Source organism: Agromyces sp. C10 (assembly GCF_023217995.1).
Lineage (GTDB): Bacteria > Actinomycetota > Actinomycetes > Actinomycetales > Microbacteriaceae > Agromyces > Agromyces indicus.
On record NZ_JALPSX010000005.1, the window covers coordinates 172,050 to 197,604 of the forward strand.

The window sequence follows — 25,555 nt, forward strand, 5'->3', positions numbered from 1 at the left end:
CCTCCGGTTGCCACACCTGACAACTGGAGGAGACCGTGGACGTCCCCCTGTACGCCTGGCTCGCCGTGCTGGCGGCCATCATCGCGATGCTCGCGATCGACCTGTTCGCCCATCGCCGCGCCCACGTGATCGGCGTCCGCGAGGCGCTCGGCTGGTCGATCGTCTGGGTGCTCTCGGGCATCACCTTCGGCATCATCGTCTGGAACTCGTGGGGCGCCGAGGCCGGCCAGCAGTACTTCGCCGGGTACCTGATCGAGAAGTCGCTCGCCGTCGACAACGTGTTCGTGTGGGCGATCATCTTCGCCTCGTTCGCCGTGCCGCGCGAGTACCAGCACCGCGTGCTGTTCCTCGGCGTGCTCGGCGCGCTCGTCTTCCGCGGCATCTTCATCGCCGCCGGCGCCGCGCTCATCGAGAACTTCTCGTGGATCCTCTACGTCTTCGCCGCCTTCCTGATGTTCACCGGCATCCGGATGCTCGTCACGCGCAACGAGCACGTGCACCCCGACCGGTCGCGCACGCTGAGGCTGTTCCGGCGCTTCGTGCCGACCACCGATGCGTACTACGGGCAGCGGTTCCTGATCCGTCGCGCGGGCGTGCTCGTCGCGACGCCGCTGCTCGCCGTGCTCGTGCTCGTCGAGGTCACCGACATCATCTTCGCCGTCGACTCGATCCCCGCAATCTTCGCCGTGACGACCGAGCCGTTCCTCGTGTTCACGGCGAACGCGTTCGCGATCCTCGGACTGCGCGCGATGTACTTCCTGCTCGCCGACCTCATCCACCGCTTCAGGTTCCTGAAGCTCGGCCTCGCGCTGGTGCTGGTCTGGGTGGGCACCAAGATGGCGCTGCTCGACGTGTTCTACATCCCGACGACGGTGTCGCTCGCGGTGGTGGCGGTCATCATCACCGTCTCGATCGTCGCCTCGCTGGTCGCCACGCGCGGCCAGGGGCGCCACGAGGTCGAGGCCGCGCCCGCGGGGGCATTCCGGATCGCGACCGACGAGGAACTCGCCGAAGCCGAGCCGGTGTTCCGGCGCTCGCGCGAGCTCACTCGCACCTGACCTCCCGCCGAGTGCGCGGAATTGCGACGAGTGTGCGGGTGCACGCGCGCGCACTCGTCGCGTTCGGGCGCACTCGCGGAACCGGCCGGGCGGGCGGCGTCGTACGCTCCCAGGATGCGGACCTGCTTCGGCGTCGACCTCGCGTGGGGCGAGGGCACGCCCGCCCGTCCGCCGAACGAGACCGGTCTGGTGCGACTCGGCGCCGACGGCACCGTGCTCGACGCGGGCTGGGCGCGCGGCGTCGAGGCGGTCGCGGCCTGGCTCGCCGAGCGGATGTCGCCGGGCGACGTCGTCGCGATCGACGCGCCGCTCGTGGTCGCGAACGACCGCGGCATCCGCGAATCCGAGCGCGAGGTCGGGCAGCGGTACGGCCGGTGGAAGGTCGCCGCCAACCCGACCAACCTCGGCACGCGCTGGCTCGCCGGCGTGGCGCTGCGACGCCGGCTCGAGGCATCCGTCGCGGGATTCGCGGTGGTGAGCGGGCTCGAGCCGCCGGGCGCCGCCGCGGTGTCGGCGTTCGAGTGCTACCCCTACACGACCCTGGTCGGCGCGGCCGAACTCGGGTACGACCGCGAACGGCCGCGCTACAAGCGCCCGAACGCCGCCCTGCCCGCCGCCGAGCGCCGGGCGTTCCGGGCCCGCGAATGCGACGACCTCATCGAGCGGATGACGCGCCTCGCCACCGCCGACCCGCCCCTCGACCTGCGGTCGCACCCGGTCACGGCCGCCCTCGTCGATGAGCGCTCGCCCCTCGCCGACCGCCCGTACAAGCACCGCGAGGACCTGCTCGACGCCGCGCTGTGCGCCTGGACCGCCGCGCTCTGGGCCCGCCACGGGCTCGAACGCTGCCAGGTGCTCGGACTCGGCGCCGCGCCGGACGCCGACGGGCGGCCCTCCACCATCGTTGCGCCGGCGCGACCCGAGCAGCGGCGCTGAACGTCGTCGTCCGGCGGACGGTTAGCAGAGCGGTTCTCGGCTGGCAAGGGCCTGTCGCGGGTCGATCCGGCCGCCTAGCGTTGGGGTCACGTCGCATCCACGGCGCGACGCAAGGGATCGAGAGGGGGACCTCGATGGGTGAAGGCGACAAGGTCGGAAACAAGGCCGAGGAGCTCGGAGGCAAGGCCAAGGAGGCCGCCGGCAAGGCGACCGACAACGAGCGCCTCGAAGCCGAAGGCCGCGGTGACCAGACCAAGGCCAACCTCAAGCAGGCCGGCGAGAACGTGAAGGATGCCTTCCGTTCCTGACCGGACATGAAGCGGATGGGGCGCGTACCGCGGGGGTGCGCGCCCCATCGTCATGTCCGCGGATGCCGCGGGGTGACGTTCGCTGAGGGCTGAGGCCCCTCGCTTGCCGATGTCGGCGGGCGGTGGTTGGCTCAGCACGTGCTCGGCCGTCTCCTCCTCCGCTACCTCAAGCCCTACACGTGGCTCATCGTCGGCGTCCTGCTGTTCCAGATCCTGTCCGTCGCGGCGACGCTGACGCTTCCGCGGCTCAACGCCGCGATCATCGACGACGGCATCGCCAAGGGCGACACCGCCTTCATCTGGTCGACCGGCGGGCTGATGCTCGCGATCTCGCTCGGTCAGATCGTCGCGGCGATCATCGCCACCTACTTCGCCGCCAAGGCGGCGATGCGCGTCGGTCGCGACATCCGCAACGACGTCTTCGATAAGGTCAGCGCGTTCTCGGAGCGGGAGGTCTCGCACTTCGGGCCCGGCTCGCTCATCACGCGCAACACCAACGACGTGCAGCAGGTGCAGATGCTCGCGATGACGGGCGGCACCATGCTCGTGAGCGCGCCGCTCATGGCGGGCTTCGGCATCTTCATGGCACTGCAGCAGGATGCGGGCCTGAGTTGGCTCATCTGGGCGGCGGTGATCACGATCCTCGTGGTGGCGACGCTCGTCATCAGTCGCATGGTGCCGCTGTTCCGCACCTTCCAGGTGCGCCTCGATGCGGTCAACCGCGTCCTGCGCGAGCAGCTCACCGGCATCCGGGTGGTGCGCGCGTTCGTCCGCGAGCCCATCGAGGAGCAGCGGTTCAGCGTCGCCAACCACGACATCATGGACGTGGGCCGTCGCGTCGGCACGCTCTTCATCACGCTGTTCCCGCTGTTCATGCTCGTGCTCAACGTCACCGTGGTCGGGGTCATCTGGTTCGGTGCCATCGAGGTCGACGCGGGCCAGGTCCAGGTCGGCACCCTCTTCGCGTTCATGCAGTACGTCGGCATCATCCTGAGCGGCGTGCTCATGGCCGCGTTCACGACGATCATGATCCCCCGGGCGGCGGTCTCGGCCGAGCGCATCGGCGAGGTGCTCGCGAGCGAGTCGACGCTCACTCGCCCCGAGCAGCCCGTCGGCGACTTCCCCGCACCGGGCACCGTCGAGTTCCGCGACGCCGCCTTCCAGTACCCGGGCGCCGAGCACGGCGTGCTCGAGGGCGTGACCTTCCGTGCCGACCCGGGCGAGACCGTCGCGATCGTCGGCTCGACCGGCGCCGGCAAGACCACGCTCGTCTCGCTCATCCCCCGGCTCTTCGACGTCACCGGCGGCGCGGTGCTCGTGAATGGGGTCGACGTGCGCGAGGCCGACCTCGACGAACTGTGGAAGACCATCGGGCTCGTGCCCCAGCGGCCGTTCCTGTTCGCCGGCACCGTGGCCTCGAACCTGCGGTTCGGCCGCGAGGAGGCGACCGACGCCGATCTCTGGCACGCCCTCGAGATCGCGCAGGGCCGTGATTTCGTGGCCGAGATGGAGGGCGGCCTCGACGCCCGCATCTCGCAGGGCGGCACGAACGTCTCCGGCGGGCAGAGGCAGCGGCTCGCGATCGCCCGTGCCATCGTGCACCGGCCCCGGATCCTCGTCTTCGACGACTCGTTCTCCGCCCTCGACCTCACGACCGACGCGAGACTCAGGCAGGCGTTGTGGCGTGAACTGCCCGAGGTGACCAAGGTGGTCGTCGCCCAGCGCGTCTCCACCATCACCGACGCCGACCGCATCGTGGTGCTCGAGGACGGCCGGGTCGTCGGCGTCGGCCGGCACGACGAGCTCGTCGAGACGTGCCAGACGTACCGCGAGATCGTCGAATCCCAGCTCGGAGTGGAGGCCCAGGCATGAGCGCCGACGTGAACGGCCGGGAGCTCACCGCCGAGGAGCTCGAGGAGCAGCAGCTCGCCGAGGAGGCCCGCGTCAACTCCGGGGACTGGAACGCCATCGCGCCCGGCAAGGCGCAGGACTTCGGTCGGAGCTTCCGACGCATGATCGGACTGCTCGCCCCGTGGAAGTGGTCGTTCGCGTTCGTGTCGGTGCTCGGCGCGATCGCCGTCGTGCTCACCGTCATCGCCCCGCGCGTGCTCGGCGAGGCGACGAACGTCATCTTCGAGGGCTTCATCTCGCTGCAGCTCCCGGCGGGCGTCACGCAGGAACAGGTCGTCCAGCAGTTGCGCGCCGACGGCCAGGACGACCTCGCGAACATCGTCTCCGCAGCGACGCTGACCCCGGGCGAGGGCATCGACTTCGTCCGCCTCAGCCAGCTCGTGATCATCGTGCTCCTCCTGTATGTCGTGGCCTCGGTCCTCTCCTGGATCCAGGGCTACGTCATCAACGTGATCATGGTCCGTGCGATGTACGGCCTGCGCGAGCAGGTCGAGTCGAAGATCCACCGACTGCCCCTCAGCTACTTCGACCGCACGCAGCGCGGCGAGCTCATCTCGCGGGTCACCAACGACATCGACAACATCACCCAGACCATGCAGCAGTCGCTCTCGAGCGCGCTGACGAGCATCCTCACGGTCATCGGCGTGCTCGTGATGATGTTTTCGATCTCGTGGCAGCTCACCCTGGTCGCGCTGGTCGCACTGCCGCTCATGGCGGTGATCTTCGGCATCATCGGGCCGAAGTCGCAGGCCGCGTTCGGCATCCAGTGGAAGAAGGTCGGCCGGCTCAACGCTCGTGTCGAGGAGTCGTTCTCGGGCCACGCGCTCGTGAAGGTCTTCGGTCGCGAGCGGGACGCGAGCGAGAAGTTCCGCGCCGAGAACGAGGAGCTCTACGAGGCGGCGTTCAAGGCGCAGTTCCTGGCCGGCGTCATCATGCCCGGCATGATGTTCATCGGCAATCTCACCTACGTCGGCATCGCCGTGCTGGGCAGCATCATGGTGGCCGGCGGCCAGCTCCGGCTCGGCGACGTGCAGGCGTTCATCCAGTACTCGCAGCAGTTCACGCAACCGCTCGCGCAGCTCGGCGGCATGGCCGCGGTCGTGCAGTCCGGCACGGCGTCGGCCGAGCGCGTGTTCGAGCTGCTCGACGCCGACGAGCAGTCGCCGGATGCCGCGGATGCGCCCGCGTCCGTCGAGGGTCGCGGCGTGATCGAGTTCGAGCACGTCTCGTTCTCCTACACGCCCGAGCGTCCGCTCATCCGCGACCTGTCGTTCCGCGTCGAACCCGGGCAGACGGTGGCGATCGTCGGCCCCACGGGTGCCGGCAAGACGACGCTCGTGAACCTGGTCATGCGGTTCTACGAGCTCGACGGCGGCCGGATCCTCATCGACGGGCAGGACATCTCCGAGCTCACCCGCCGCGACGTGCGAGCCCGAACCGGCATGGTGCTGCAGGATCCGTGGCTGTTCGGCGGCACGATCCGCGACAACATCCGCTACGGACGCGAGACCGCGACCGACGACGAGATCATCGCCGCCGCGCGAGCGACGTACGTCGATCGGTTCGTGCACTCGCTGCCCGACGGCTACGACACCGTGCTCGACGAGGACGCGTCGAACGTCTCGTCCGGTGAGAAGCAGCTCATCACGATCGCCCGGGCGTTCGTGGCGCAGCCGAGCGTGCTCATCCTCGACGAGGCGACCAGCTCCGTCGACACGCGCACCGAGCTGCTCGTGCAGCACGCCATGGCCGCGCTGCGGCAGGGCCGGACCTCGTTCGTGATCGCGCACCGCCTCTCGACGATCCGCGACGCCGACCTGATCCTGGTCATGGAGCACGGCGACATCGTCGAGCAGGGCACGCACGACGAGCTCATCGCGGCGAAGGGCGCCTACTACCGCCTCTACAACTCGCAGTTCGAGCAGGCGGCGTACGACGTCGACGCCGAGCCCGACGCCGAGGGGGCTCGACCGGCTTCGACGGAGGCCGCCGACGGGAGCCTGCCCGCCTCGGCCGACCTGTCGAGCTCCTGACCGTTCGTCCCACCACGAGGGGTGTCGCCGGACGATCGGCGGCACCCCTCCGACTTTTCCCGGCTCGCGGAGCCCGATCTCCGCATTGCTCTTGACGCCCCCCGGACGCGGGTGCAACATGAGCGACGTTCATGTCTGAACCAAGGGGGGGGTTCCATGTTCCGTCGACTCGCGATCGCCACGGCCGCTGCACTCGTCGTCACGGGGGTGAGCGCCGCACCCGCGACCGCCAGTCCACCACCCGACGGCGGGGACCTGTTGTCGGTCTACACCGGCACCCTCGACGGCGACGGCATGGCCGCACTCGTCGAGCTCGGCGTCGACCGTCACGACGTCGTCGCCACTCCGGTCGAGGGCGAGCCGGGTGAGGTCGCCGTCGAGGTCATCCTGAGCGGCGAGCAGGCCGACCAGCTCGCTGCGGCAGGCGCCGAACTCGAGGCGAAGGCGGCACCGGAGTCGCGGATGCGCACCTTCGGCGTGCAGCAGACGGTGTACGACCGGTACCTCGGCGACGGCGGCATCCTGGAGGAACTGCAGCAGCAGGCGGCCGATCACCCCACGATCGCCGAGCTCGTCGTCTTCGGCGAATCCGTGCAGGGCACCGACATCGCGGCCGTGCGGGTCACGAAGAACCCCGCCAAGGTGAAGGACGGGAAGCGGCCCGCCACCGTCTTCGTCGGTGCACAACACGCGAGGGAGTGGATCACGCCCGAGATGGTGCGCCGACTGCTCGACGACGTGCTGAACGGCTACGGCACCGACAAGCGGATCACGAACCTCGTGAACACCACCGAGATGTGGTTCATCCCGGTCGCCAACCCCGACGGCTACGACTTCACGTTCGAGCCCGGCAACCGACTCTGGCGCAAGAACCTGGCCGACAACAACGGCGACGGCCAGATCACCGTCGGCGACGGCGTCGACCTGAACCGCAACTTCCCCACCCGCTGGGGATACGACAACGAGGGCTCCTCGCCCAACCCGGCGAGTGATACCTATCGCGGTCCGAGCCCCGCATCGGAGCCGGAGACCCAGGCCCTCGACGACCTGTTCGCAGCGATCACGCCGGAGTTCCTCGTGAACTACCACTCGGCTGCCGAGCTGATCCTGCACGGCATCGGATGGCAGGTGGCGACGCCGTCGCCCGACGACGTGATCTACGAGGCGATGGTGGGCGACGACGCGAACCCGGCCATCCCGGGCTACGACCCCGACATCTCGGCCGAGCTGTACACGACCAACGGCGACACCGACTCCCACATGCAGGAGGCGCACGGCACGCTCGGCTTCACGCCGGAGATGTCGACCTGCCAGTCGGCGTCCGCGGTCGACCCCGACGACCAGTGGGAGCCGTCGGCCTGCCAGAGCGTCTTCAACTTCCCGGACGACGAGGAGCTCATTCAGGCGGAGTACGAGAAGAACATCCCGTTCGCGCTCGCGGTGGCCGAGTCGGCCGTCGACCCCGACGACCCCGTCTCGGTCGTCGATCGCACCGCCGAGAACTTCGTGGTCGACAGCTTCGAGGTGTCCTACGGCGACCCGCAACCCGTCGCCGTGACGGCGAAGCGCGCCCTCAAGGCCATGAAGCTCGTGTACTCGATCAACGGCGGCAAGCCCGTCACGGGCGCGCTCAGCGAGTGGACCGGCGGCGAGCGCTACGGCGACGAGAACGACGACTACTACGCCGAGTACCGCGGGCTCGTGAAGGGTGCGAAGCCCGGTGACCGGGTCGAGGTCTGGTTCACGGGCACCGCGACCGGCAAGGGCGCCGGACCCGGCAAGGCGGGGCCGGTCCAGAGCGAGCGCTTCACGTACGAGCTCGTCGAGGACAGCGGCAGTCCCGTGCTGGTGGTCGCCAACGAGGACTACACCGGGGTGAACCCGACCTACCCGGCGGGCACCGACGGGCCGAAGTACCTCGATGAGCACGTGGCCGCGTTGCAGGCCAATGGCGTGACCCCCGCCACGTGGGACGTCGACGCGCAGGGCGTGCCGCACCACCTCGGCGTGCTGTCGCACTTCGACGCGGCGCTCTGGTACCTGGGCGACAACCGGCTCACGCAGGACCCGGAGGACGAGCTGATCCGGTACGGGTCGTCGCAGCTGCCGGACCTCGCCGTCGCCGAACGCCAGCAGTACCTCACGATCGCCATGCGCGACTACCTGAACGAGGGCGGCAAGCTCGCATACGCCGGCGAGACCACCGGGTACTACGGTCTGGGCGGGAGCCTGTTCGGCGGGATCTACTACGGTCTGGACGGCGCTCCCGATCAGGAGTGCGCGGTGACCGCGGATCCGTTCGCGGACTGCCTGCTGCTCGCCGACGACTTCACGCAGTACTGGATGGGCGCGTTCTCGCGCTCGGACGTCGGCGAGGAGGAGGGCACCGTCGGCATCGCGCCGCCGCTGGAGGACGTCTCGCTCACGTTCGGCGGTCCGGCGACCGTCGACAACCCGGTCGACGAGGCCGGCTCGTTCGTCGTGACGAGCGACGTCCTCCCGGTCGACGAGTTCCCGCAGTTCGCGAGCGACGGCGTGGCGGAGTATCCCGACCCGTTCGGCGCGGTCGAGGGCGAGTGGGCGGCGGCCGCCGGGCATGTCGACGACGGCTACCAGCGGCTGGGTCGCACGTTCGACCTGGCGGGCGTTTCGGCGGCCGACTCGCCGAGGTTCGAGGCGCAGATCGCCTACGACCTCGAGCCGGGCTACGACAACGTCATCGTCGAGGTCCGTCCCGTCGGCACCGACGACTGGACGACGCTCCCGGAGGCGGGCGGTGCGACGAGCACCGACGTGCCGACGGAGTGCGAGGCGGGCTTCCTGCTCGACCTGCACCCGTGGCTGCTGAACTACCTCACGCCCGGCAATCCGTGCACGCCGACCGGCGACACGGGCGACTGGAACGCGATGACCGGTTCGTCGGGGGGTTGGATCCCCGTCTCGTTCGACCTGAGCGCGTACGCCGGCCAGGAGGTCGAACTCGTGGTCAGCTACGTGACCGACCCGGCCTCGGGCGGGCTCGGTGCGATCCTCGACGACACGAAGCTCGTGACCGGCACGGACACCGTCACCGACGCCGAGGGCTTCGAGTCCGGGCTGGGAGCGTGGGAGGTGCTCGGACCGCCCGAGGGCAGCCCGGCGAACTTCTCCGACTGGGAGCGCTCCGACGGCCTGGCCGAGCTCGCCTCGGTCGTCGCGACGGAGGACACCCTGCTGTTCGGTTTCGGCCTCGAGCAGCTGGCCACCGACGAGCAGCGGGCGGAGGTGGCCGGGCGCATCCTCGCCCACTTCGGCAGCTGACCCGAGCTGTCGGCGACCGGATGCCGCGCGGGGGCGACCCTCGCGCGGCATCCGTTCGTCAGTGCTCGTGCCGACGGGTAGCCTCGAAGCAACGTGACGACCCCGACCCCCCTCCCCACAGCCCCCACGTGGCGGCTCTGGCTGGTGTGGGGCGTCGGGGTCGCGGCGTACGTGCTGTCGGTGACGAACCGCACGTCGCTCGCGGCCGTCGGCGTCGACACCGCGGTCCGCTTCGACGCCGACGCGTCGACGCTGTCGATGTTCGCCGTGATCCAGCTCGCCGTGTACGGCGGCATGCAGATCCCGGTCGGCCTGCTGCTCGACCGGTTCGGCGCGCGCCCGGTCATCACCGCGGGCATGCTGCTCATGGCGATCGGCCAGCTGCTGCTCGCGTTCGCCCCGGACGTCGGGTGGGCGATCTTCGCGCGCATGCTCCTCGGGGCCGGCGACGCCGCCGTCTTCCCGAGCGTGCTGCGCGTCATCGCGGTCTGGTTCCCGGAACGGCAGGCGCCGTTCATGGTGCAGCTCACCGGGCTCGTCGGCCAGTCCGGCCAGATCATCGCGGTGCTGCCGCTGGCCGCGCTCCTCCATGCGACGAGCTGGAGCGTCGCGTTCGGGTCGCTCGCCGGGCTCGGCGTGCTCTTCACCGTCCTGACGTTCGCCGTGATCCGCAACCGTCCCCCGGGCCGCGTCGCCGACGTCTCGGTCGACACCGTCACGGGCGCGATCCACGTGGTCCGCTCGTCCGCCGACCTGCGGCAGGGGTTCCGCGAGTCGTGGGCGCACCCCGGCACGCGGCTGGCGTTCTGGTCCCACTTCACGACGCCGTTCTCGGGCACCGCGTTCGTGCTGCTCTGGGGCTTCCCGTTCCTCACGATCGGGCATGGGCTCACGACGGGCATGGCGTCGCTGCTCTTCACGGTCTACGTCGTCTTCGGCGTCCTCGTCGGCCCGGTGATCGGCGCGCTCTCGAGCCGCCACCCGATGCGACGTTCGCGGCTGCTCGTGCTGCCGCTCATCGGCATCCAGGTCGTCGCGTGGCTCGTCGTCATCGCCTGGCCGGGCACCGCGCCGCTGTGGCTGCTGTTCGCGCTCGCGTTCGCGATGAGCGCCGGTGGCCCCGCGTCGATGATCGGCTTCGACCACGCGCGCACGTTCAACCCGCGCCACCGGCTCAGCACCGCGACGGGCATCACGAACGTCGGCGGGTTCCTGGCGGCGCTCCTCGCGATCCTGCTGATCGGCATCGCGATGGACGCGCAGGGCGCCGGCACCCCCGACCGCTACACGCTCGACGCGTTCCGCCTCGCGTTCCTCACGCAGGTGCCGCTCTGGCTGCTCGGCAGCCTGTTCATCGTGATCGAGCGGCGACGCACGCGCGTGCACGTCGGGCTCGACGCGCCCCGCGTGCGCCGACGCGACCGCGGGCGCCCCGGGGCCTGACGCGTGGCTCCTCGACTCGGGATGGCCGCGGCCATAGGGTTCAGGCATGGACAGCGCCGTGGCCGCGATCGCCGAGTGGATGCCGCAGCAGCGGTGGTTCGGCGGCAAGGGGCACACGCCGCAGCTGCGTGAGATCGGGTCGTGGGAGCTGCCCGTCGACGAGGCGGGCGTCCGCGTGCGGTCGCTGCTGGTCATGGACGAGGCGTCGCAACCGCCCGTGCTGTACCAGGTCCCCGTCGTGGAGCGGAGCGCGGCCGTGCCGGCGGCATCCGCTCACTGCATCGCACGGCTCGACGACGGCACCGCGCTCTACGACGGGCCGCACGACCCCGCGTTCACCGACGCGCTCCTCGAGCTCATCGTGGGCGAGGGCCGCGCGGTCGCGCACGGCGCGTGGGCGGCGGGCCACTTCTCCGGGGCGACGGATGCCGCGCCCCGCGGCGCTCGCGTGTCCGCGACGGTGCTCGGGGGCGAGCAGTCGAACACCTCGATCGTCTACCGGCCCGACGGCGCCGCGCCCGTGATCTGCAAGGTGTACCGGCAGCTCCACCACGGCGACAATCCGGACGTGACCCTGCAGACCGCGCTCGCGGCGTCGGGCTCGCGCCACGTGCCCGGGAGCGTGGGCGACGTGATCGGCGAGTGGGACGACACCGGGCGGCCCGACGGGCGCGCCCGCGGTCACCTCGCGTTCGCGCAGGAGTTCCTGCCGGGCGTCGAGGACGCCTGGCGCGTCGCCCTCCTCGCCGCGGCCGCCGGGCAGGACTTCGCCGACGACGCCCGCGCGCTCGGGGTCGCGGTCGCCGAGGTGCACCTGTCGCTCGGCGAGCTGTTCGAGCGCGAGCCGGCGACGGGTGACCTCGTCGAAGCGGTCACGGCGGCGTGGCAGCGGCGACTCGGCATCGCGGTCGACGAGGTGCCCGCGATCGCTCCCCACCGGGACGCGATCGACGCCTTCTACGCTCGCGCGCAGGCGGGGGCCTGGCCCGAGCTGCAGCGCGTCCACGGCGACCTGCACCTCGGGCAGGTGATCCTCGCGCCCGGGCGCGGCTGGCTCATCCTCGACTTCGAGGGCGAGCCGATGCGCCCCATGCACGAGCGCCGACGCCCCGACCTCCCGGTGCGCGACGTGGCCGGGATGCTCCGCTCGTTCGACTACGTCGCCGGGGCAACCGAGCTCGTCCACCCGGAGCGGGCCGAGGAGGCCCGCGCCTGGGCGGCATCCGCTCGGCAGGCCTTCATCGACGGGTACGTCGCCGCGTCGGGCATGGACCTGGCCCGGTACCGCGACCTGCTCGCGGCGTTCGAGCTCGACAAGGCCGTGTACGAGGCCATCTACGAGACGCGCAACCGGCCGGACTGGGCGCCGATCCCGCTGCGGGCCATCGCGAAGCTGCTCGAGAGCGGGCCGCTGCGCGCGTCGACGGATGCCGCGGGCGCACCGGATCGCGATGCCGCGGACGCACCGGATCGCGTGGGCGACCCGGCCTGACGCGGCATCCGTCGCCCGCTGCTACACCCGACCGCCGTCGGCCGCACCCGGGTTCGGCAGGTCGTGGGCCTCGCCCACCGTGCCGTCCTCCGCGGCGCGCCGGTCGGCCTCAGCCGAATCGAGCGCCGTCTCGTCGAGGTCCTCGTCGAGCGGGGTCTCCTCGCCGTCGGAACCCGGGTCGAGCGGGATGCCCTCCTCGCGGCCGCGCGGCTGCTGCTGGGGGTCCATCTGCGGATCCGTGGAACTCACCATCGAACACCACCTCCTGGGCCGAGCGTACGACCGGGGCGATGCGGGCCGACAGGGGTTGCGATTCGGGCGTCGGGCGCTTCCGCTGGCGGCGCCTGTGGGGGCTGCGGCGCTGCCGCCGAGGTCAGCGGATGCCGCGGGCCCAGAGCATGAGCGGCGTGCGATCGGCGTAGTCGACGTACTCGTCGCCGAACGCGTCGACCAGCCGGTGCTGCTCGATGCGCGCCTTCACCGCGAGCACCACGACGAGCGCCACCCAGGCGACGATGAGGTCGATGCGCGCGAACCAGATCACCCAGCCCGCGGCGGCGACCAGCAGGCCCACGTAGATCGGGTTGCGCGTGAGCCGGTACACGCCGGTCGTGCGGAGCCGCGCGCCCGGGCGCGGGGCCACCCACGGCACGAGGTCGCGGCCGAGCGCAGCGACCCCGGCACCCGCGAGCACGATGCCCACCATGATGAGCAGCACCGCGAGCACCGCCGACTGCTGCCCGCTCCACAGGGGGGCGCCGGGCACCGTGAACGGCACGATCAGCAGCACCCCGATCAGCAGGAACTGCAGGGCGACGAGCCAGTTCGCACGATCCTTCACGGCTCCATTCTCGCGCGTCGCGCGCGCTGCGAGCCTGCCCACCGCGGCCCGTCTGTGGGAGGCTGGCCCCGGAGGTCACATGCGCGCATCACCGCACCGGACCCTGGTCGTCGGGGTCGTGCCCGGACAGCCCGACGCGGTCGTGATCCAGGCGGCGGCCCTCGCCGCGCAGCTCGACGCGCGGCTGGTGTGCGCGACGGTGGACCGCGGGCGGTACGTCGTCGAGGAGCGGCCGGACGGCAGCATCCGCTCGGCGCCCGTCGACCCCGACGTGCCGGAGGCGGACCTGCCGGACGTGCACCTCCCGGAGCTCTCCCTGCCGGAGGCGGATGCCGCGGGAACCACGGGCCGCGCCGCCGGTGCCGACCGCATCGACCCCGACCTCGAGTCGCGCCTCGGCCGCCTGCTCGACCCCACGGGCGTCGCCTGGGAGACGCGCGCGCTCGCGGGCGACCCGGCGCACGCGCTCGCCCGGCTCGCCGACACGCTCGACGCCGCGATGATCGTCGTCGGCACGCACTCCGGCGGGCTCCGCGGCAGCCTCCGCGAGCTGTTCACGGGGTCGGTCGCGGCGCACCTCGCGCACCGCCAGCACCGACCGGTCGTGGTCATCCCGCTCGCCCCGGTCGGGTTCGACGCGGCGCTGCCCTGGGATTCCGAGTCGTGACCGCGGCCCCGCCGCATCGCCGGTGGCGCTCGCTCGGGCTCGTCGCCGCCGGCGGCACGGTCGGCACCGCGCTCCGGGAGGCCCTGCTGCTCCTCGCGCCCGACCTCGCCCGATTCCCGGCCACGACGTTCGCGATCAACCTCGCGGGCGCCTTCGCGCTCGGCGTGCTGCTCGAGGTGCTCGTGCGGTCGGGCCCCGACGAAGGCCGGCGCCGCGACCTCCGCCTGCTCATCGGCACGGGGGTGCTCGGCGGGTTCACGACCTACAGCGCCCTCGCCACCGCCACGGCACTGCTCGCCGTGTCCGGACTCGCGGGGTGGGCGATCGCGTACGCGCTCGGCACGGTCGTGCTCGGTGCGGCGCTGAGCGTGGCGGGCATCGGGGTCGGCGCGGCGCTCGCCGCCCGGCCGGGCGGCGGCGGTGCACCGGGGGCGTCGTCGTGACGCCGCTGCTGTTCGTGGCGACGGCCCTGCTCGGCGGGGTCGGCGCGGCGCTGCGGTTCCTCCTCGACGGGCTGGTGCGGGCCCGCACCCGCGGCACCTTCCCGATCGGCACCGCACTCGTGAACCTGTCTGGCTCGTTCGCACTGGGCATCGTCACGGGCGTCGCGGCGAGCGGCTGGCTCGCGCCCGCTCTGGCGGCGGCGCTCGGAGTTGGCCTCCTCGGCGGCTACACGACGTTCAGCACCGCGAGCGTCGAGACCGTCCGGCTCGCGCAGGAGCGCCGCTACCGAGCGGCCGTCGTGAACGGGCTCGGCGTGGTCGTGGCGTGCACGCTCGCGGCGCTCGCGGGGCTCTGGTTCGGCGGGCTGCTCGGCGGCACCGTGGCGTGAGAGCGGAGTCTCGCGCCGGGGCGCGCCGTCTGCGCTGCGCGGCCGTCAGCCCTGGCGGCCCTTGAATCGCGGGTTCAGCTTGTTGATGACGTAGACGCGACCGCGGCGCCGGACGACCTGGGCTCCCGGCTGGTTCTTGAGCGACTTGAGCGAGGCGCGGACCTTCATGCGGATCTCCGATACTGTTGAGAACGATTCTCAACAACCGTACTGGATGGAACCGCCGTGCCCCACTTCGACCCCTCCTCGTTCGTCAGCAGGTCGGCCGGGCTCACCCTGGTCCTCGGCGCCGAGACCGCGGCCCGGGAGACGTACGCCGAGCAGCTCGCCGCCGCGACCGGCGCGCGGCTCGCGCGGGTGATCGCCGGGCATGCGTCCGCGGCATCCGAGGTCGCCGACCTGATCGCCGCACTCGAGGGCACGCAGCCCGCCGCGCGGGCGGTCGTCCCCGTCCCGGGCGACGTCGACGTGACCCACGTGATCGGGGCGGCATCCGACGGCGCGGGCGATGCGACCGTGGTCACCGTCGTGGACGCCGCGAGCATCATCAGCCGCCTCGGCCGACAGACCTACCTCGACCGAGCGGCCCCGGAGGGACCCGAGCTCGTCGCGGAGGCCGCGATCACGGTCCAGCACCTCGAGTTCGCCGAGCTCGTCCTCGTCGTCGACCACGAGCGCGTGCCGACCGGCCGGCTGACCAGGCTGACCGCCCTGCTGTCGCACCTGAACCCCACCGCCCGCATCGTCCTGCGCGGCAGCACGGTGGTCGTCCCGGCGACCCGGCGCGGCCGCACGCCGTACGGCGACCGCCCGGGGTGGGTGCGCGCGCTGAACGACGAGCACGATCCGGTGTTCACGGACCCCGACGTCCGCACCTTCCGCTACGAGCAGCCCCGGCCGTTCCACACGGGGCGACTGATGCACCTGCTCGAGGGCGACCTCTCCGGGCACCGGTACGGCACCCTGGTCCGCTCGGCGGGCTTCTGCCGCTTCGCGACGCGTCCGGGCCGGGCGGCACTGTGGGAACAGGTCGGCTCGATGATCACCTTCGACCCGCTGGCGGCGGACGAGGCGTCGCCGGAGCTCGCGAGCACCGGTCAGGACCTCGTATTCACGGGCATCAGGCTCCACACCGCCGGGCTCACCGCGGCGCTCGACGCGTGCGTGCTGAGCGACCGCGAGCTCCTCGAGGGGCCGGGCGCGTGGTCGCGGATCCCCGACCCGCTCCCCCGGTGGGTCGAGGCCTGAGCCGGCGCCGCCGCGGTCGCCGGCGCCGCCGCCCCGCCCCGCCGTCGCTGACCCGGGTCACCCGTCGAGCAGTTCGCGCACGTCGGCCGCCGAGAGCGCGGCATCCGTCGCCCCCGGATCACCGTCGAGCACCGACGCGACGAGCTCGCCCTTGCGCGCCTTCAACGCCATGACCTTCTCCTCGATCGTGCCCTCCGCGACGAGCCGGTAGACCATGACCCGGCGGTCCTGCCCGATGCGGTGCGCGCGGTCGACGGCCTGCTGCTCGCTCGCCGGGTTCCACCACGGGTCGAGCAGGAACACGTAGTCGGCCTCGGTGAGGTTGAGCCCGAACCCGCCGGCCTTGAGGCTGATGCAGAAGACGGATGCCGCACCCGAGCGGAACCGCCGGACCTCCTCATCGCGGGCGCGGGCCGGCGTCGCGCCGTCGAGGTACGCGTACGGCACGCCCTCGGCCTCGAGCCGGCCCGCGACCCGGCCGAGGAACGACGTGAACTGGCTGAACACGAGCGCCCGGTGCCCCTCCGCGAGCACGTCGTCGAGCTGCTCGAACAGCGCGTCGAGCTTCGCCGACGGCGTGCCGGCGTGCCGTTCGTCGATGAGCGATGCGTCGAGCGCGAGCATGCGCAGCAGCGTGAGCGACCGGTAGACGATGAACCGCTGCCGGTCGAGGTCGTCGTCGAGCAGGTCGAGCAGCTTCTGCCGCTCGCGCTGCAGGGTCGCGTCGTACAGGCGCCGGTGGCGCGGGGCGAGCGCGACGGTGAGCACCTGCTCCTGCTTGGGGGGCAGCTCGGGCGCGACGGCCTCCTTGGTGCGGCGCAGCATGAGCGGGCGGATGCGGCGGCGGAGCAGGTCGCGACGTTCGGCGTTGCCGTCCTCCTCGATCGGGCGGCGGAACCGCTCGTCGAACGCGCGCCGGGACGGGAACAGCCCCGGCGCGACGAGGTTCAGGATCGCCCACAGCTCGCCGAGGTGGTTCTCGACCGGCGTGCCGGTGACCGCGAGGCGGAACGGCGCACGGATGCCGCGGGCGGCCTCGTGCGCCTTCGTCGCCGGGTTCTTCACGAACTGGGCCTCGTCGAGCACGAGCCCGCCCCACTCGAGCGCCGCGAACGCGTCGGCGTCGAGGCGCAGCACGGCGTACGTCGTGATCACGAGGTCGGCGTCGGCGGCGACCTCGGCGATCGTGGGGCGCCCGGCGCCTTCGGTCGCGGTGACGGAGGCCGCGCGCAGCCCGGGCGTGAAGCGCGCGGCCTCGCGGACCCAGTTCGATGCGACCGATGTCGGCGCGACGACGAGGAACGGGGCGCCGCGCCCCCGGGCATCGACCGCGTGCTGCACGAGCGCGAGGGTCTGCGCGGTCTTGCCGAGCCCCATGTCGTCGGCGAGGATCCCGCCGAGCCGGTGCCGCCAGAGGAAGGCCAGCCAGCGGAACCCGTCGAGCTGGTACGGGCGCAGCGGCAGCGCGAGCCCGTCGGGTTCGGGCAGCGGCTCGACCGCGGCATCGTCGGCGAGGCCGGCGACGGTGGCGCGCCAGCTCACGGCCGGCTCCGCGGCATCCGCGAGGTCTTCGAAGTCGGCCCAGAGGCTCGCGCGACTGCGGTGGATGCGCATCCCCGTCTCCCACTCGGCGAGCGTGCCGGCCTCGTCGAGGAGTTCCCTGAGCTCGTCGAACTCGGGACGGCGCAGCGACAGGTAGGAGTTGTCGACGAGCTTCAGCCGCCGCGCGCCCGTCGACAGCGCGCGGAAGAGCGGCATGAACGGCACCGTCCGGCCGGCGACGGTGACGAGCACGCCGAGGTCGAACCAGTCGGCCTGGCGGGACTCGACCGTCGTGACGGCGAACGTCGGCCGGTCGGTGAGCTCGCGGTAATCGGGCGGGTCACCGACCACCTCGACGCGGACGCGGCCCAGCGCCTCGAGCCGCGGCACGACGCGGTCGGCGAACGCGGCCGCGTCGGCGTCGTGCAGCTCGACCTCGTCGTCGCGCGCGTGCTCGAGCACCGCGCGCACCCGCTCGGCGGTCTCGTCGCGGTCGGCCTCGAAGCCGGCGAGCACCCCCACGGCAGCGGCGATCACGGCGGCGCGCGCCTCGGCCGGCTCTCCGTCGAAGCGCACCGGGTCGACGGATGCCGCGAGCGGGCTCGTCCGGCCGTCGCCGTGGTCCCACGCCCACGCGAGCCGGAGCGACCCCGCAGGCGCGTGCGTCGCCGTCAGGACGAGCTCGGCCGACGGGGCGGGCGGCGGCGCGAAGCTGCCGTCGCTGCTGCGGATCGGGAGGGTGCGCGCGAGGACGCGATGGTGGGCGCGGAGGAACTCGTCGAGGTCGGCGGCGGGCACGTGCAGCACGCCGCCGCCGCCGAGCAGCGCGAGCTGCGCCGACGTCGCCCCACCCGCGACGGGTGCCAGCTCGATCACCCCGGTGTCGAAGTCGAAGCGGTACACGCCGTGCTCGCCGACCGCCCGGGCGTGCGCGACCGGGGACGCCGCCCCATCCACGTCGACCGTCGGCACGAGGGCGAGCGCTCCCTCGGCGTCGACGGTCGCCTCGAGCCCGACCCACGCCGCCGCGGCGAGCCGGACGTCGGGCGTGGCATCCGCCCCCACCAGGTGCACGCCGAGCCGCCGCGCTTCGGCCAGGAGCGCCCAGAACAGCGGCGACGCGTACTCGTCGACCGTGATGAGCTCCGACCCCCACGTCGGGATGCCGCCCGCGGGCGACCCCTTGAGCGCCGCGAACTGGGCGAACCAGCGCGCCTGTGCGGGGTCGTACCCGCCCGACTCGCCCTGGTAGGCGATGTTCTGCCATGTGAGGCCCGCCTTGATCCAGGCGCCGCGGGACCCGCGCGTGACGGGGCGCACGCCGAGTCGGTCGACGGATGCCGCCCGGCGGGCCGGCTCGTCGCGCGCGCCCTGGAACTGGCCCGGCCGGCGCAGCACGCGCCGCCGGAGCTCGAACTGCAGCCCGAGCGGACGCTCGCCCGCGACCGCCGCGTCGGCGCGGGCGCCGGTCAGGCCCTCGAGCCGGGCGCGCCAGTCCGTGCCGTCGGTCGCACCGGCGACCGTCGCGCCGCGCGCACCGGATGCGGGCGACTCGGGTTCGGGCATGCACCCATGCTCGCACCCGCCGCCGACGCCGGGCGCGTCAACCGCTGACCGCGACGTCCCAGGTCGCGCCGGAGACCACCACGTCGGCGCGCGCGACCGTCGGCTCGATGATGCGGGCGTTCGCTCCGTCGACCTCGACCGCCCAGGCGCGGGCCGCCTCCGGGGTCCGGCCGAACTCGGTGTGCCGGGCGACGAGCCGGCGGAGCCGATCCTCCTCGGTCGCCTCGACGAACCACGCCTCGTCGACGAGCTCGTCGACCTGCCGCCACGGATCCTCGTCGACGAGCAGGTAGTTGCCCTCGACGACCACGATGCGCGCGTCGGGTTCGATCGCGATCTCGGCCGCGACGGGCTCGTCGATGCGGCGGTCGAAGCCCGGCGCGTAGACGACGTGGTCGGTCTCCGACCGCACGCGCGCGAGCAGCGCCGCGAAGCCCCATCCGTCGAAGGTGTCGATGGCGCCCTTGCGGTCGCGCCGGCCGAGCCGGTCGAGGGTCGCGTTGGCGAGGTGGAACCCGTCCATCGGCAGGTGCACCGCCAGCCCCGCGCCATCCGTCTCGTTCAACCGGGCGACGAGCGCATCGGCCAGCGTCGACTTGCCCGCCCCGGGACTGCCCGTGATGCCGATCACGACGCGGTGGGCGGATGCCGCGGCGAGCGCGTCGCGCGCCAGTTCGGCGAGCGCCCCGAGGGCGACCGAGACGTGCGACGGGGCGGCGTCCGGCGAGTCCATGCTCCCCAGCATGGGGCACGGTCGCCCGCCGCGCGAGGGGGTGGCGCTCCCCCGACCCACCGATCCACCGGGGAGACGCAACACGCCGCGCCGGGCCGGCGGCCCGCGGCGTGTTGCGTCCCCCCGCGGCGCGCCGGCGGCGTGACGCGCCTCCGAGGACGGCTCAGTGCGACAGGCGGTGGGCCCGGGAGTGCTGCAGGGTGGCGGCCTCGATGACCGCGTGCCAGATCCGCTGCGGGAGCGACGCCGTGGCGCCCGTCGCCGTGGTGCGCTCCTCGGCGCGGCGCTCGGCGGCGATGCGCCGGTACTCGTTGACGCGCTCGGCGCGCCGGGCGTCGGCGGCCTGCGTCGACTGGGCCAGGTGGTGGTTCGCGAGGTCCATGGTCTCGATCCCTCCGGTGGTCGGATGCTGCGGGATAGGGCCCGTCGGTGGTGGATACGTCGAGGGTCGCGCGATCGTCCGGTGGCGGCATCCGTGGTGACCCGAGACCCGGGCGGGTGGGGGCCCTGAGTCCCGCTGAGCCCGTGCTTGATCGTGGCCATACCTCTGACTAAAGTCAGAGATATGGACGGCATCACCAGGGTCCGCGAGTTCAACCGCACGGTCACCGAGCGCATCGGCGCGCTCGACGACCACTACCTCGCCCGCGGCCGACCCCTGGGGCAGTCTCGCCTGCTCTGGGAGATCGGCGCGGCCGGGCCGGAGGGCGCCGAGCTCCGCGACCTCCGCGAGCGGCTCGGGCTCGACTCCGGATACCTCAGCCGGCAGCTCCGGGCGCTCGAGGCCGACGGGTTGGTGCGGGTCGAGCCCGCCGCCGACGACTCCCGTGTCCGCGTCGTGCGGCTCACCGAGCTCGGCCGCGCCGAGCGGGCCGAACTCGACCGCGGATCCGACGACCTCGCCCGCGGCATCCTCGACCCCCTCACCGACCGGCAGCGCACCCGGCTGCTCGACGCGATGGACGAGGTGCGACGCCTCATGACCGCGTCGGCCGTCGAGGTGCGCGTCGTCGACCCCGCCGAGCCGGCCGCGCGAGCGAGCATCGACGCGTACTTCGCCGAGCTCGCGACGCGGTTCGACGTCGGGTTCGACCCCGGGCAGTCGCGGCTCACGAGCGACGACGAGTTCCGCGAGCCGCAGGGCGCGTTCCTCGTCGCGTTCCTGCACGGCACCGTGGTCGGATGCGTCGGCGTGAAGCGCCGCGACGGCGACGAGTACGCCGAGATCAAGCGGCTCTGGGTCTCGCCCGACGCGCGCGGCATCGGGCTCGGGGCACGGCTGCTGCGCGAGGCCGAGGCGGCCGCGCGGCGGCTCGGCGCGGCGTCCGCTCGCCTCGACACGAACCGCACGCTCACCGAGGCGATCGCGCTGTACCGCGCGAACGGGTACGTCGAGATCGACGACTTCAACGGCGAGCGCTACGCCGACTTCTGGTTCGAGAAGCCGCTCGACTGACCCGCGCGGGTCCGCGCGCGCGGCATGAGAAATCCCGGCGACGGATGCCGCTGGGGCGCTGTGATGCGGATTCTGCTGCATTCGCGAATGCTGCGGCTGCGGTGCAGCGGCCGCCTGCGAGACTGGGGCGATGCCCCGCCGAAGCCGCCCTGCCGGCCGTCCCGCCTCTCCCGCCCGCCCCTCGGTCGTCCGCACCGTCGCGCGCTGGCTGCTCGCGGGCCTGCTCGTCTTCGCCGGGGTCTCGCACCTGAGCTGGGGGCGCCGCGGGTTCCGCATCGCGGTGCCCGACTGGGTGGCATCCGACCGCGCAGGGAAGGACGTCGTGGTGGTCACGTCGGGCATCGCGGAGGTCCTGCTCGGCACCGCGACCGCCGTCGCCCCGGAGCGCGAGCGGCGCAGGGTGGGCGCCGCGGTCGCCGCGTTCTTCGTCGCCGTGTTCCCGGGCAACGTGCACCACTGGCGCAGCGGGCGGCCGGTGCCGTTCATGCGGACCGACCGGGCGCGGTTCCTGCGACTGTTCCTGCAGCCGGTGCTCGTCGCCTGGGCGCTGTGGAGCACCGGCCCGGCGGCATCCCGCCGCGCATCCTGAGCAACCCCGCGCGTCGACGGATGCCGCGGCTCGCGGCCGGCAGACGCTGCCCCGACGCCGCTCAGCTCCTGAACTCGACCTCGCGGAGCGCTCCCGGGTAGAGGCGGTCGAGCAGGCCGAGCGCAAGCGATCGGAGCACCGCCTCGAGCTCCTGCCGCATCCGTTCGTCGTCGCCGCGCGACCCGGGCGACTCGCGCGTCTGCGCCCACACGACCGCGAGCCGCTCCTGCTCGGCGACGACGGCCTCGACGACGAGTTCGCGCCAGAACGGCGGGTACTCCCCCTCCGTCCAGGCGCCGCGCCCGCGGCCGTAGTGCGCGACCGCGAGGTACCGCAGCAGCGACGACGTCACGAGTCCGTCGAGGAACGCGTCCTCCCACCGCAGGCTCGCGTCGCTGCGACCCCGGTACACGTTCACGCCGCGTGCGAGACCCGCGCCGCCCAGCGCGCCGACGATCGCGCCCGCGACCATGCCCGCCCCGAACGTGAGTCCGCCCGCGGCGAGGTCGGCGCCGAGCCCGGTGAGCGCCCCGGACACCACGCCGCCGAGCGCGGCCGTCCGGCCCTCGTCGAGCGGCGCATCGACGTGCACGTCGTCGGCGACGCGCTCGAGCACCGCGTCGGTCGCGCGCCCCTCGAGCCGGTGGATGGCGATGAGCTCGTCGGTGCTCGCCCGCAGGTCGTCGCGCAGTCGGGCCGACATCCGCTCCGCGGCATCCGCTCGCGCCTGCGACCGAGCCGGGTTCGGCAACCCGAACGACCCGCCGACGCGCGACGAGAGCGGCTCGGCCGGCAGCACGACCCGGTCGGCCGCGGCTCGCTCGATGGGCCCCGCGAGCGCCGCCATCGACCGCTCGAACTCGTCCATGCGCTGGTCGCGCCACGCGGCGGCGAGGCGCCCGAACGCCGCCTGCGAGCCATCTGGGACGAGGTCGTCGATCGCGTCGAACAGCGTGAACTCCTGCACCCAGCACCGGGCGAACGCGTCGAGGGCGAGCACGCCGCGCACGTGCGGCCGGTCGGCGAGCGCGGCCTGCCAGCGCGCGGCATCCGCGGCTTCGACCGCCGGTTCGCGGGGCGGGCCGGTCTGGTTGAGCAGCACGAGCACGGGCTTGCCGATCCACTCGAGCACCTCGAGCTCGGGGCCGAGGTAGCCGGCGTCGTCGGGCTCCTCGGCGGCGTTCACCAGGTAGAGCACGACGTCGGCCTGCTCGGCGACGTTGCGCACCGCGAGCTGGCTGAGCCACAGCGCGCGGTCGCGGTAGCGATCCCACACCTGCGACAGGAACCAGCCGATCGGGTTGCGGTCCTGCCGCAGACGGCGCACGAGGCGCACGCTGTCGCCGAAGCCGGGCGTGTCCCACAGGGTGAGCAGGTCGCCGTAGGTGGTCTGCACGAGCGGATACGGGGTCGCTTCGGCGGTGACGTGCGGGGCGTCGCGCACCTCGCCGACGTCGCGGCCGAGGAGCGTGCGCGCGAGCGTGGTCTTGCCGGCGTTCGTGTGCGAGATCAGCGAGAGCGACACGGCGCCCGCGTCGCGGCCCGGCACGTCGGCGGCGGTCATCGCCGGCTCCGCCCGTCGGGGCGGGGTGCGTCCACGGATGCCGCCTCCGCGAGCTGCGCGGCCGCCCGCTCGGGGTCGGGGTCAGCGAGGTCGACGAACAGGGCGGTGGCGCCGTGCGCCTCGACGAGCTCGCGCCAGGCGGCGCGGCGCGCCTCGCGGCGGGCGTGGTCGTCGGGCCAGCGGGTGAGGAACGGGGACTCGTCGATGAGGGCGACGGTGGTGGCCCCGGGGTCGGTGGGGCGGGCGGCGGCCGAGCGGGCGGCGGCGGCCGGGCGGCCGGGGGCGGCAGGACGGCCGGGCGCCGCGGGGCGAGCGGATGCCGCGACCCCCGTCAGCTCGTCGAGGAACCGCCCGTGCGCGTCCTCCTCGGGGGTCGCGGTCAGCGAGAACAGGGGCAGGCGCAGGCCGGCCGGGCCCGCGGCATCCGTCGCCGTCGCGCCGCCGCCGCTCGCATCGCCGAGATCGTCGCCCCACGCGACCGACCGCTCGATGGCGGCCGGCGCGTTGCCGAACGCGCGCGAGAGCACCGCCTCGAGGCCGGCGCGCGCGTCGGCGGCGAGCGTGTAGCTGTACGGGATGACGCGCACCGGCGTCGGCTCGCCCACCCACGCCGACACGAGCCGCCGGAAGTACGGGTCGCCGAGCGGCAGCGCCACACTGCGCGCCCGACGACGCTCGACGAGCCACGCGGCGAGCGCGAGCACGAGCCGCGGCACGACTACGACGGCGACGACGGTGGCGGCCATGAGGTGCATCCACGGTGCGGCGTTCTCGCTCGCGGGTGCGCGGATCGCCTCGATCGCGGCGACGTCCGGCACCGGGATACCGGTGAGCAGCGAACCGGGCGCGAGCGTGACGGCGAGCAGCGCGTGCACCTGCTCGGCGCCGAGGAACGTGCTCTCCCACGAGGCGCGGTACTCGAACGCGAGCCCGCGCGTGTAGAGGCCCGCGATCACGCCGAGCGCCGTCGCCGCAGCCGCGAGGTGCAGCACGCGCGCGGCGCGGGCCGAGTACAGCGGCGCGGCGATGCGCGCCCACTCGCCGGGCAGGCCGGTGAGCACCGACCGCCGGGCGACGGCGCCGTCGCCGCGCCATCCCTCGACCGCACCGCGCACGGCCGCCGCGCGGATCAGCACCGCCCGCACCGGACCGACCGCACCACCGCGGAGCACCACCCGCCGGAGCAACAGCCACACGTACAGGACGAGGTTCCACGCGACGAGCGCGAACACCGGCGGCGCGAGCAGATTGATGCTCGACCCGCCGCCGATGCGGTCGACGACGACGCCCAGCACGAACGCGCCGAGCACCGTGGCGACGCCCACCCACGGGCGCCAACGGATGCCGCGCACCGTGCGCGTCACGCCGGGCTGCCGCGTGCCGATGCGCTCGAGCACGAGCTGCGCGCGGCGGGCGAGGAACGCGTCGGCGCTCGCGCGCTCCCCCACGATCGCGGCGGCCGCGCGGCTCGCCCACTCGCGGTCGGCGTCGGACCACAGCACCCGGTCGCGCTCGCCGGTCTCGACGGCGCGCGCGGCGGTCACCTCGAGGGCGGCCTGCTCGTCCATACGCGTCACTCTATGCGGGCGCGTGGCGCGCACCATGGGGCTTGCGGATGCCGCGGGCCGGCGCCGCCCCCGCCCCGGCCCTGCCGCCGCCCCTGCCTCGCCGAGGGGACGCAACACGCCGTGGCGCGCGCGAGCCGCGCGGCGTGTCCCGTCCCCTCGGCAGGCGGGGCTCGCCTAGCGCGACCCACCTCGCCTCACGTCGGACGCGAATGGTCGCTTCGCGCGCCCCATACCGACCATTCGCGCCCGCCGAGGGGACGCAACACGCCGCCGCCCGCGCGGGACCGCGCGGCGTGTCGCGTCCCCTCGTGAATCGGGGCCCGCCACCTCGCGCGTCCCACCTCATCCCCGCGTCGGACGCGAATCGTCACTTCGCGCGCCCCATACCGACCATTCGCGCCCGCCGAGGGGACGCAACACGCCGCCGCCCGCGCGGCCCGCGCGGCGTGTCGCGTCCCCTCGCGAAGC

General features: G+C 73.3%; 22 protein-coding genes. 14 read left to right on the forward strand and 8 right to left on the reverse strand.

Going from position 1 to position 25,555, the window contains the following annotated elements; genetic code table 11:
- Positions 1 to 35: 35 nt before the first annotated feature.
- From M1L56_RS07490 to M1L56_RS07525, 8 genes are all read left to right on the forward strand, one after another.
- Positions 36 to 1,058, forward strand: coding sequence for a TerC family protein (locus M1L56_RS07490; protein WP_248598741.1), 1,023 nt, complete (start codon positions 36 to 38; stop codon positions 1,056 to 1,058).
- 114 nt (positions 1,059 to 1,172) lie between these two features.
- A complete protein-coding gene (locus tag M1L56_RS07495; protein WP_067949148.1) occupies positions 1,173 to 1,994 on the forward strand; it encodes a DUF429 domain-containing protein in 822 nt (273 codons plus the stop codon).
- Between the two features lie 134 nt (positions 1,995 to 2,128).
- Entirely contained in the window at positions 2,129 to 2,302 is a 174-nt protein-coding gene (locus M1L56_RS07500; RefSeq protein WP_067949146.1) for a CsbD family protein, read from the forward strand.
- Between the two features lie 138 nt (positions 2,303 to 2,440).
- Positions 2,441 to 4,174 carry an ABC transporter ATP-binding protein gene (locus M1L56_RS07505; protein ID WP_248598742.1) on the forward strand — a complete coding sequence of 578 codons (1,734 nt, stop codon included), beginning with the start codon at positions 2,441 to 2,443 and terminating at the stop codon, positions 4,172 to 4,174.
- The gene (locus tag M1L56_RS07510; protein ID WP_248598743.1) at positions 4,171 to 6,246 is read left to right on the forward strand and encodes an ABC transporter ATP-binding protein; all 2,076 of its coding nucleotides are present in this window, start codon (positions 4,171 to 4,173) and stop codon (positions 6,244 to 6,246) included. The genes M1L56_RS07505 and M1L56_RS07510 overlap by 4 nt, the downstream gene beginning before the upstream one ends.
- A 156-nt stretch (positions 6,247 to 6,402) precedes the next feature.
- A complete protein-coding gene (locus M1L56_RS07515) occupies positions 6,403 to 9,546 on the forward strand; it encodes a M14 family metallopeptidase (protein WP_248598744.1) in 3,144 nt (1,047 codons plus the stop codon).
- A gap of 93 nt (positions 9,547 to 9,639) precedes the next feature.
- A complete protein-coding gene (locus M1L56_RS07520) occupies positions 9,640 to 10,989 on the forward strand; it encodes an MFS transporter (RefSeq protein WP_248598745.1) in 1,350 nt (449 codons plus the stop codon).
- Between the two features lie 46 nt (positions 10,990 to 11,035).
- Positions 11,036 to 12,481: a phosphotransferase gene (locus tag M1L56_RS07525; RefSeq protein WP_248598746.1), complete on the forward strand. Its 1,446-nt coding sequence runs from the start codon at positions 11,036 to 11,038 to the stop codon at positions 12,479 to 12,481.
- A 21-nt stretch (positions 12,482 to 12,502) separates the two neighbouring features.
- On the opposite strand, the gene M1L56_RS07530 is transcribed toward M1L56_RS07525, so the two are convergent.
- Together M1L56_RS07530 and M1L56_RS07535 are read right to left on the reverse strand one after the other, a co-directional pair.
- Positions 12,503 to 12,709, reverse strand: a complete 207-nt coding sequence (locus tag M1L56_RS07530; protein WP_248598747.1) for a hypothetical protein — start codon at positions 12,707 to 12,709, stop codon at positions 12,503 to 12,505.
- 145 nt (positions 12,710 to 12,854) lie between these two features.
- Positions 12,855 to 13,322, reverse strand: a complete 468-nt coding sequence (locus M1L56_RS07535) for an isoprenylcysteine carboxylmethyltransferase family protein (RefSeq protein WP_248598748.1) — start codon at positions 13,320 to 13,322, stop codon at positions 12,855 to 12,857.
- Positions 13,323 to 13,401: 79 nt separating this feature from the next.
- Here M1L56_RS07535 and M1L56_RS07540 point away from each other — a divergent pair, with 79 nt between their 5' ends.
- The 3 genes from M1L56_RS07540 to crcB are packed head-to-tail and all read left to right on the forward strand — an operon-like array spanning position 13,402 to position 14,821.
- Positions 13,402 to 13,989: a universal stress protein gene (locus M1L56_RS07540; protein ID WP_248598749.1), complete on the forward strand. Its 588-nt coding sequence runs from the start codon at positions 13,402 to 13,404 to the stop codon at positions 13,987 to 13,989.
- Positions 13,986 to 14,432 carry a CrcB family protein gene (locus M1L56_RS07545; protein ID WP_248598750.1) on the forward strand — a complete coding sequence of 149 codons (447 nt, stop codon included), beginning with the start codon at positions 13,986 to 13,988 and terminating at the stop codon, positions 14,430 to 14,432. Before M1L56_RS07540 ends, M1L56_RS07545 begins: the two co-directional genes overlap by 4 nt.
- Entirely contained in the window at positions 14,429 to 14,821 is a 393-nt protein-coding gene (gene crcB / locus M1L56_RS07550) for a fluoride efflux transporter CrcB (protein WP_248598751.1), read from the forward strand. The genes M1L56_RS07545 and crcB overlap by 4 nt, the downstream gene beginning before the upstream one ends.
- A gap of 45 nt (positions 14,822 to 14,866) precedes the next feature.
- Here the strand turns inward: crcB and ykgO are convergent, their stop codons facing one another.
- The gene (gene ykgO / locus M1L56_RS07555) at positions 14,867 to 14,989 is read right to left on the reverse strand and encodes a type B 50S ribosomal protein L36 (protein WP_067949122.1); all 123 of its coding nucleotides are present in this window, start codon (positions 14,987 to 14,989) and stop codon (positions 14,867 to 14,869) included.
- Between the two features lie 57 nt (positions 14,990 to 15,046).
- Here ykgO and M1L56_RS16095 point away from each other — a divergent pair, with 57 nt between their 5' ends.
- Positions 15,047 to 16,069, forward strand: coding sequence for a GTP-binding protein (locus M1L56_RS16095; RefSeq protein WP_248598752.1), 1,023 nt, complete (start codon positions 15,047 to 15,049; stop codon positions 16,067 to 16,069).
- 57 nt (positions 16,070 to 16,126) lie between these two features.
- Here the strand turns inward: M1L56_RS16095 and M1L56_RS07565 are convergent, their stop codons facing one another.
- The 3 genes from M1L56_RS07565 to M1L56_RS07575 form a co-directional block, all read right to left on the reverse strand.
- Positions 16,127 to 19,177, reverse strand: coding sequence for a DEAD/DEAH box helicase (locus tag M1L56_RS07565; protein ID WP_248598753.1), 3,051 nt, complete (start codon positions 19,175 to 19,177; stop codon positions 16,127 to 16,129).
- A gap of 37 nt (positions 19,178 to 19,214) precedes the next feature.
- The gene (locus tag M1L56_RS07570; protein ID WP_308198830.1) at positions 19,215 to 19,910 is read right to left on the reverse strand and encodes a nucleoside/nucleotide kinase family protein; all 696 of its coding nucleotides are present in this window, start codon (positions 19,908 to 19,910) and stop codon (positions 19,215 to 19,217) included.
- A 163-nt stretch (positions 19,911 to 20,073) separates the two neighbouring features.
- A complete protein-coding gene (locus tag M1L56_RS07575; RefSeq protein WP_248598754.1) occupies positions 20,074 to 20,292 on the reverse strand; it encodes a hypothetical protein in 219 nt (72 codons plus the stop codon).
- Positions 20,293 to 20,475: 183 nt separating this feature from the next.
- Between M1L56_RS07575 and M1L56_RS07580 the strand changes: the two genes are divergently transcribed.
- Both M1L56_RS07580 and M1L56_RS07585 read left to right on the forward strand, forming a co-directional pair.
- Positions 20,476 to 21,366, forward strand: a complete 891-nt coding sequence (locus tag M1L56_RS07580) for a bifunctional helix-turn-helix transcriptional regulator/GNAT family N-acetyltransferase (protein ID WP_248598755.1) — start codon at positions 20,476 to 20,478, stop codon at positions 21,364 to 21,366.
- A gap of 130 nt (positions 21,367 to 21,496) precedes the next feature.
- On the forward strand, positions 21,497 to 21,955 hold the full coding sequence (locus M1L56_RS07585; RefSeq protein WP_248598756.1) for a hypothetical protein: 459 nt from the start codon (positions 21,497 to 21,499) through the stop codon (positions 21,953 to 21,955).
- 61 nt (positions 21,956 to 22,016) lie between these two features.
- Here M1L56_RS07585 and M1L56_RS07590 read toward each other — a convergent pair whose 3' ends face one another.
- Complete coding sequence (locus M1L56_RS07590; RefSeq protein WP_248598757.1) at positions 22,017 to 23,519, reverse strand: DUF3482 domain-containing protein; 1,503 nt, start codon at positions 23,517 to 23,519, stop codon at positions 22,017 to 22,019.
- Positions 23,516 to 25,087: a DUF2868 domain-containing protein gene (locus M1L56_RS07595; protein ID WP_248598758.1), complete on the reverse strand. Its 1,572-nt coding sequence runs from the start codon at positions 25,085 to 25,087 to the stop codon at positions 23,516 to 23,518. Before M1L56_RS07595 ends, M1L56_RS07590 begins: the two co-directional genes overlap by 4 nt.
- Positions 25,088 to 25,555: the final 468 nt, after the last annotated feature.

Excerpts from the sequence above, each read along its gene's own strand:
- M1L56_RS07495 (WP_067949148.1), top strand. The coding sequence starts at position 1,173 with ATGCGGACCTGCTTCGGCGTCGACCTCGCGTGGGGCGAGGGCACGCCC.
- M1L56_RS07500 (WP_067949146.1), top strand. The coding sequence starts at position 2,129 with ATGGGTGAAGGCGACAAGGTCGGAAACAAGGCCGAGGAGCTCGGAGGC.
- M1L56_RS07510 (WP_248598743.1), top strand. The coding sequence starts at position 4,171 with ATGAGCGCCGACGTGAACGGCCGGGAGCTCACCGCCGAGGAGCTCGAG.
- M1L56_RS07515 (WP_248598744.1), top strand. The coding sequence starts at position 6,403 with ATGTTCCGTCGACTCGCGATCGCCACGGCCGCTGCACTCGTCGTCACG.
- M1L56_RS07525 (WP_248598746.1), top strand. The coding sequence starts at position 11,036 with ATGGACAGCGCCGTGGCCGCGATCGCCGAGTGGATGCCGCAGCAGCGG.
- M1L56_RS07530 (WP_248598747.1), bottom strand. The coding sequence starts at position 12,709 with ATGGACCCCCAGCAGCAGCCGCGCGGCCGCGAGGAGGGCATCCCGCTC.
- M1L56_RS07540 (WP_248598749.1), top strand. The coding sequence starts at position 13,402 with ATGCGCGCATCACCGCACCGGACCCTGGTCGTCGGGGTCGTGCCCGGA.
- ykgO (WP_067949122.1), bottom strand. The coding sequence starts at position 14,989 with ATGAAGGTCCGCGCCTCGCTCAAGTCGCTCAAGAACCAGCCGGGAGCC.
- M1L56_RS07565 (WP_248598753.1), bottom strand. The coding sequence starts at position 19,177 with ATGCCCGAACCCGAGTCGCCCGCATCCGGTGCGCGCGGCGCGACGGTC.
- M1L56_RS07570 (WP_308198830.1), bottom strand. The coding sequence starts at position 19,910 with ATGGACTCGCCGGACGCCGCCCCGTCGCACGTCTCGGTCGCCCTCGGG.
- M1L56_RS07575 (WP_248598754.1), bottom strand. The coding sequence starts at position 20,292 with ATGGACCTCGCGAACCACCACCTGGCCCAGTCGACGCAGGCCGCCGAC.
- M1L56_RS07580 (WP_248598755.1), top strand. The coding sequence starts at position 20,476 with ATGGACGGCATCACCAGGGTCCGCGAGTTCAACCGCACGGTCACCGAG.
- M1L56_RS07585 (WP_248598756.1), top strand. The coding sequence starts at position 21,497 with ATGCCCCGCCGAAGCCGCCCTGCCGGCCGTCCCGCCTCTCCCGCCCGC.
- M1L56_RS07590 (WP_248598757.1), bottom strand. The coding sequence starts at position 23,519 with ATGACCGCCGCCGACGTGCCGGGCCGCGACGCGGGCGCCGTGTCGCTC.
- M1L56_RS07595 (WP_248598758.1), bottom strand. The coding sequence starts at position 25,087 with ATGGACGAGCAGGCCGCCCTCGAGGTGACCGCCGCGCGCGCCGTCGAG.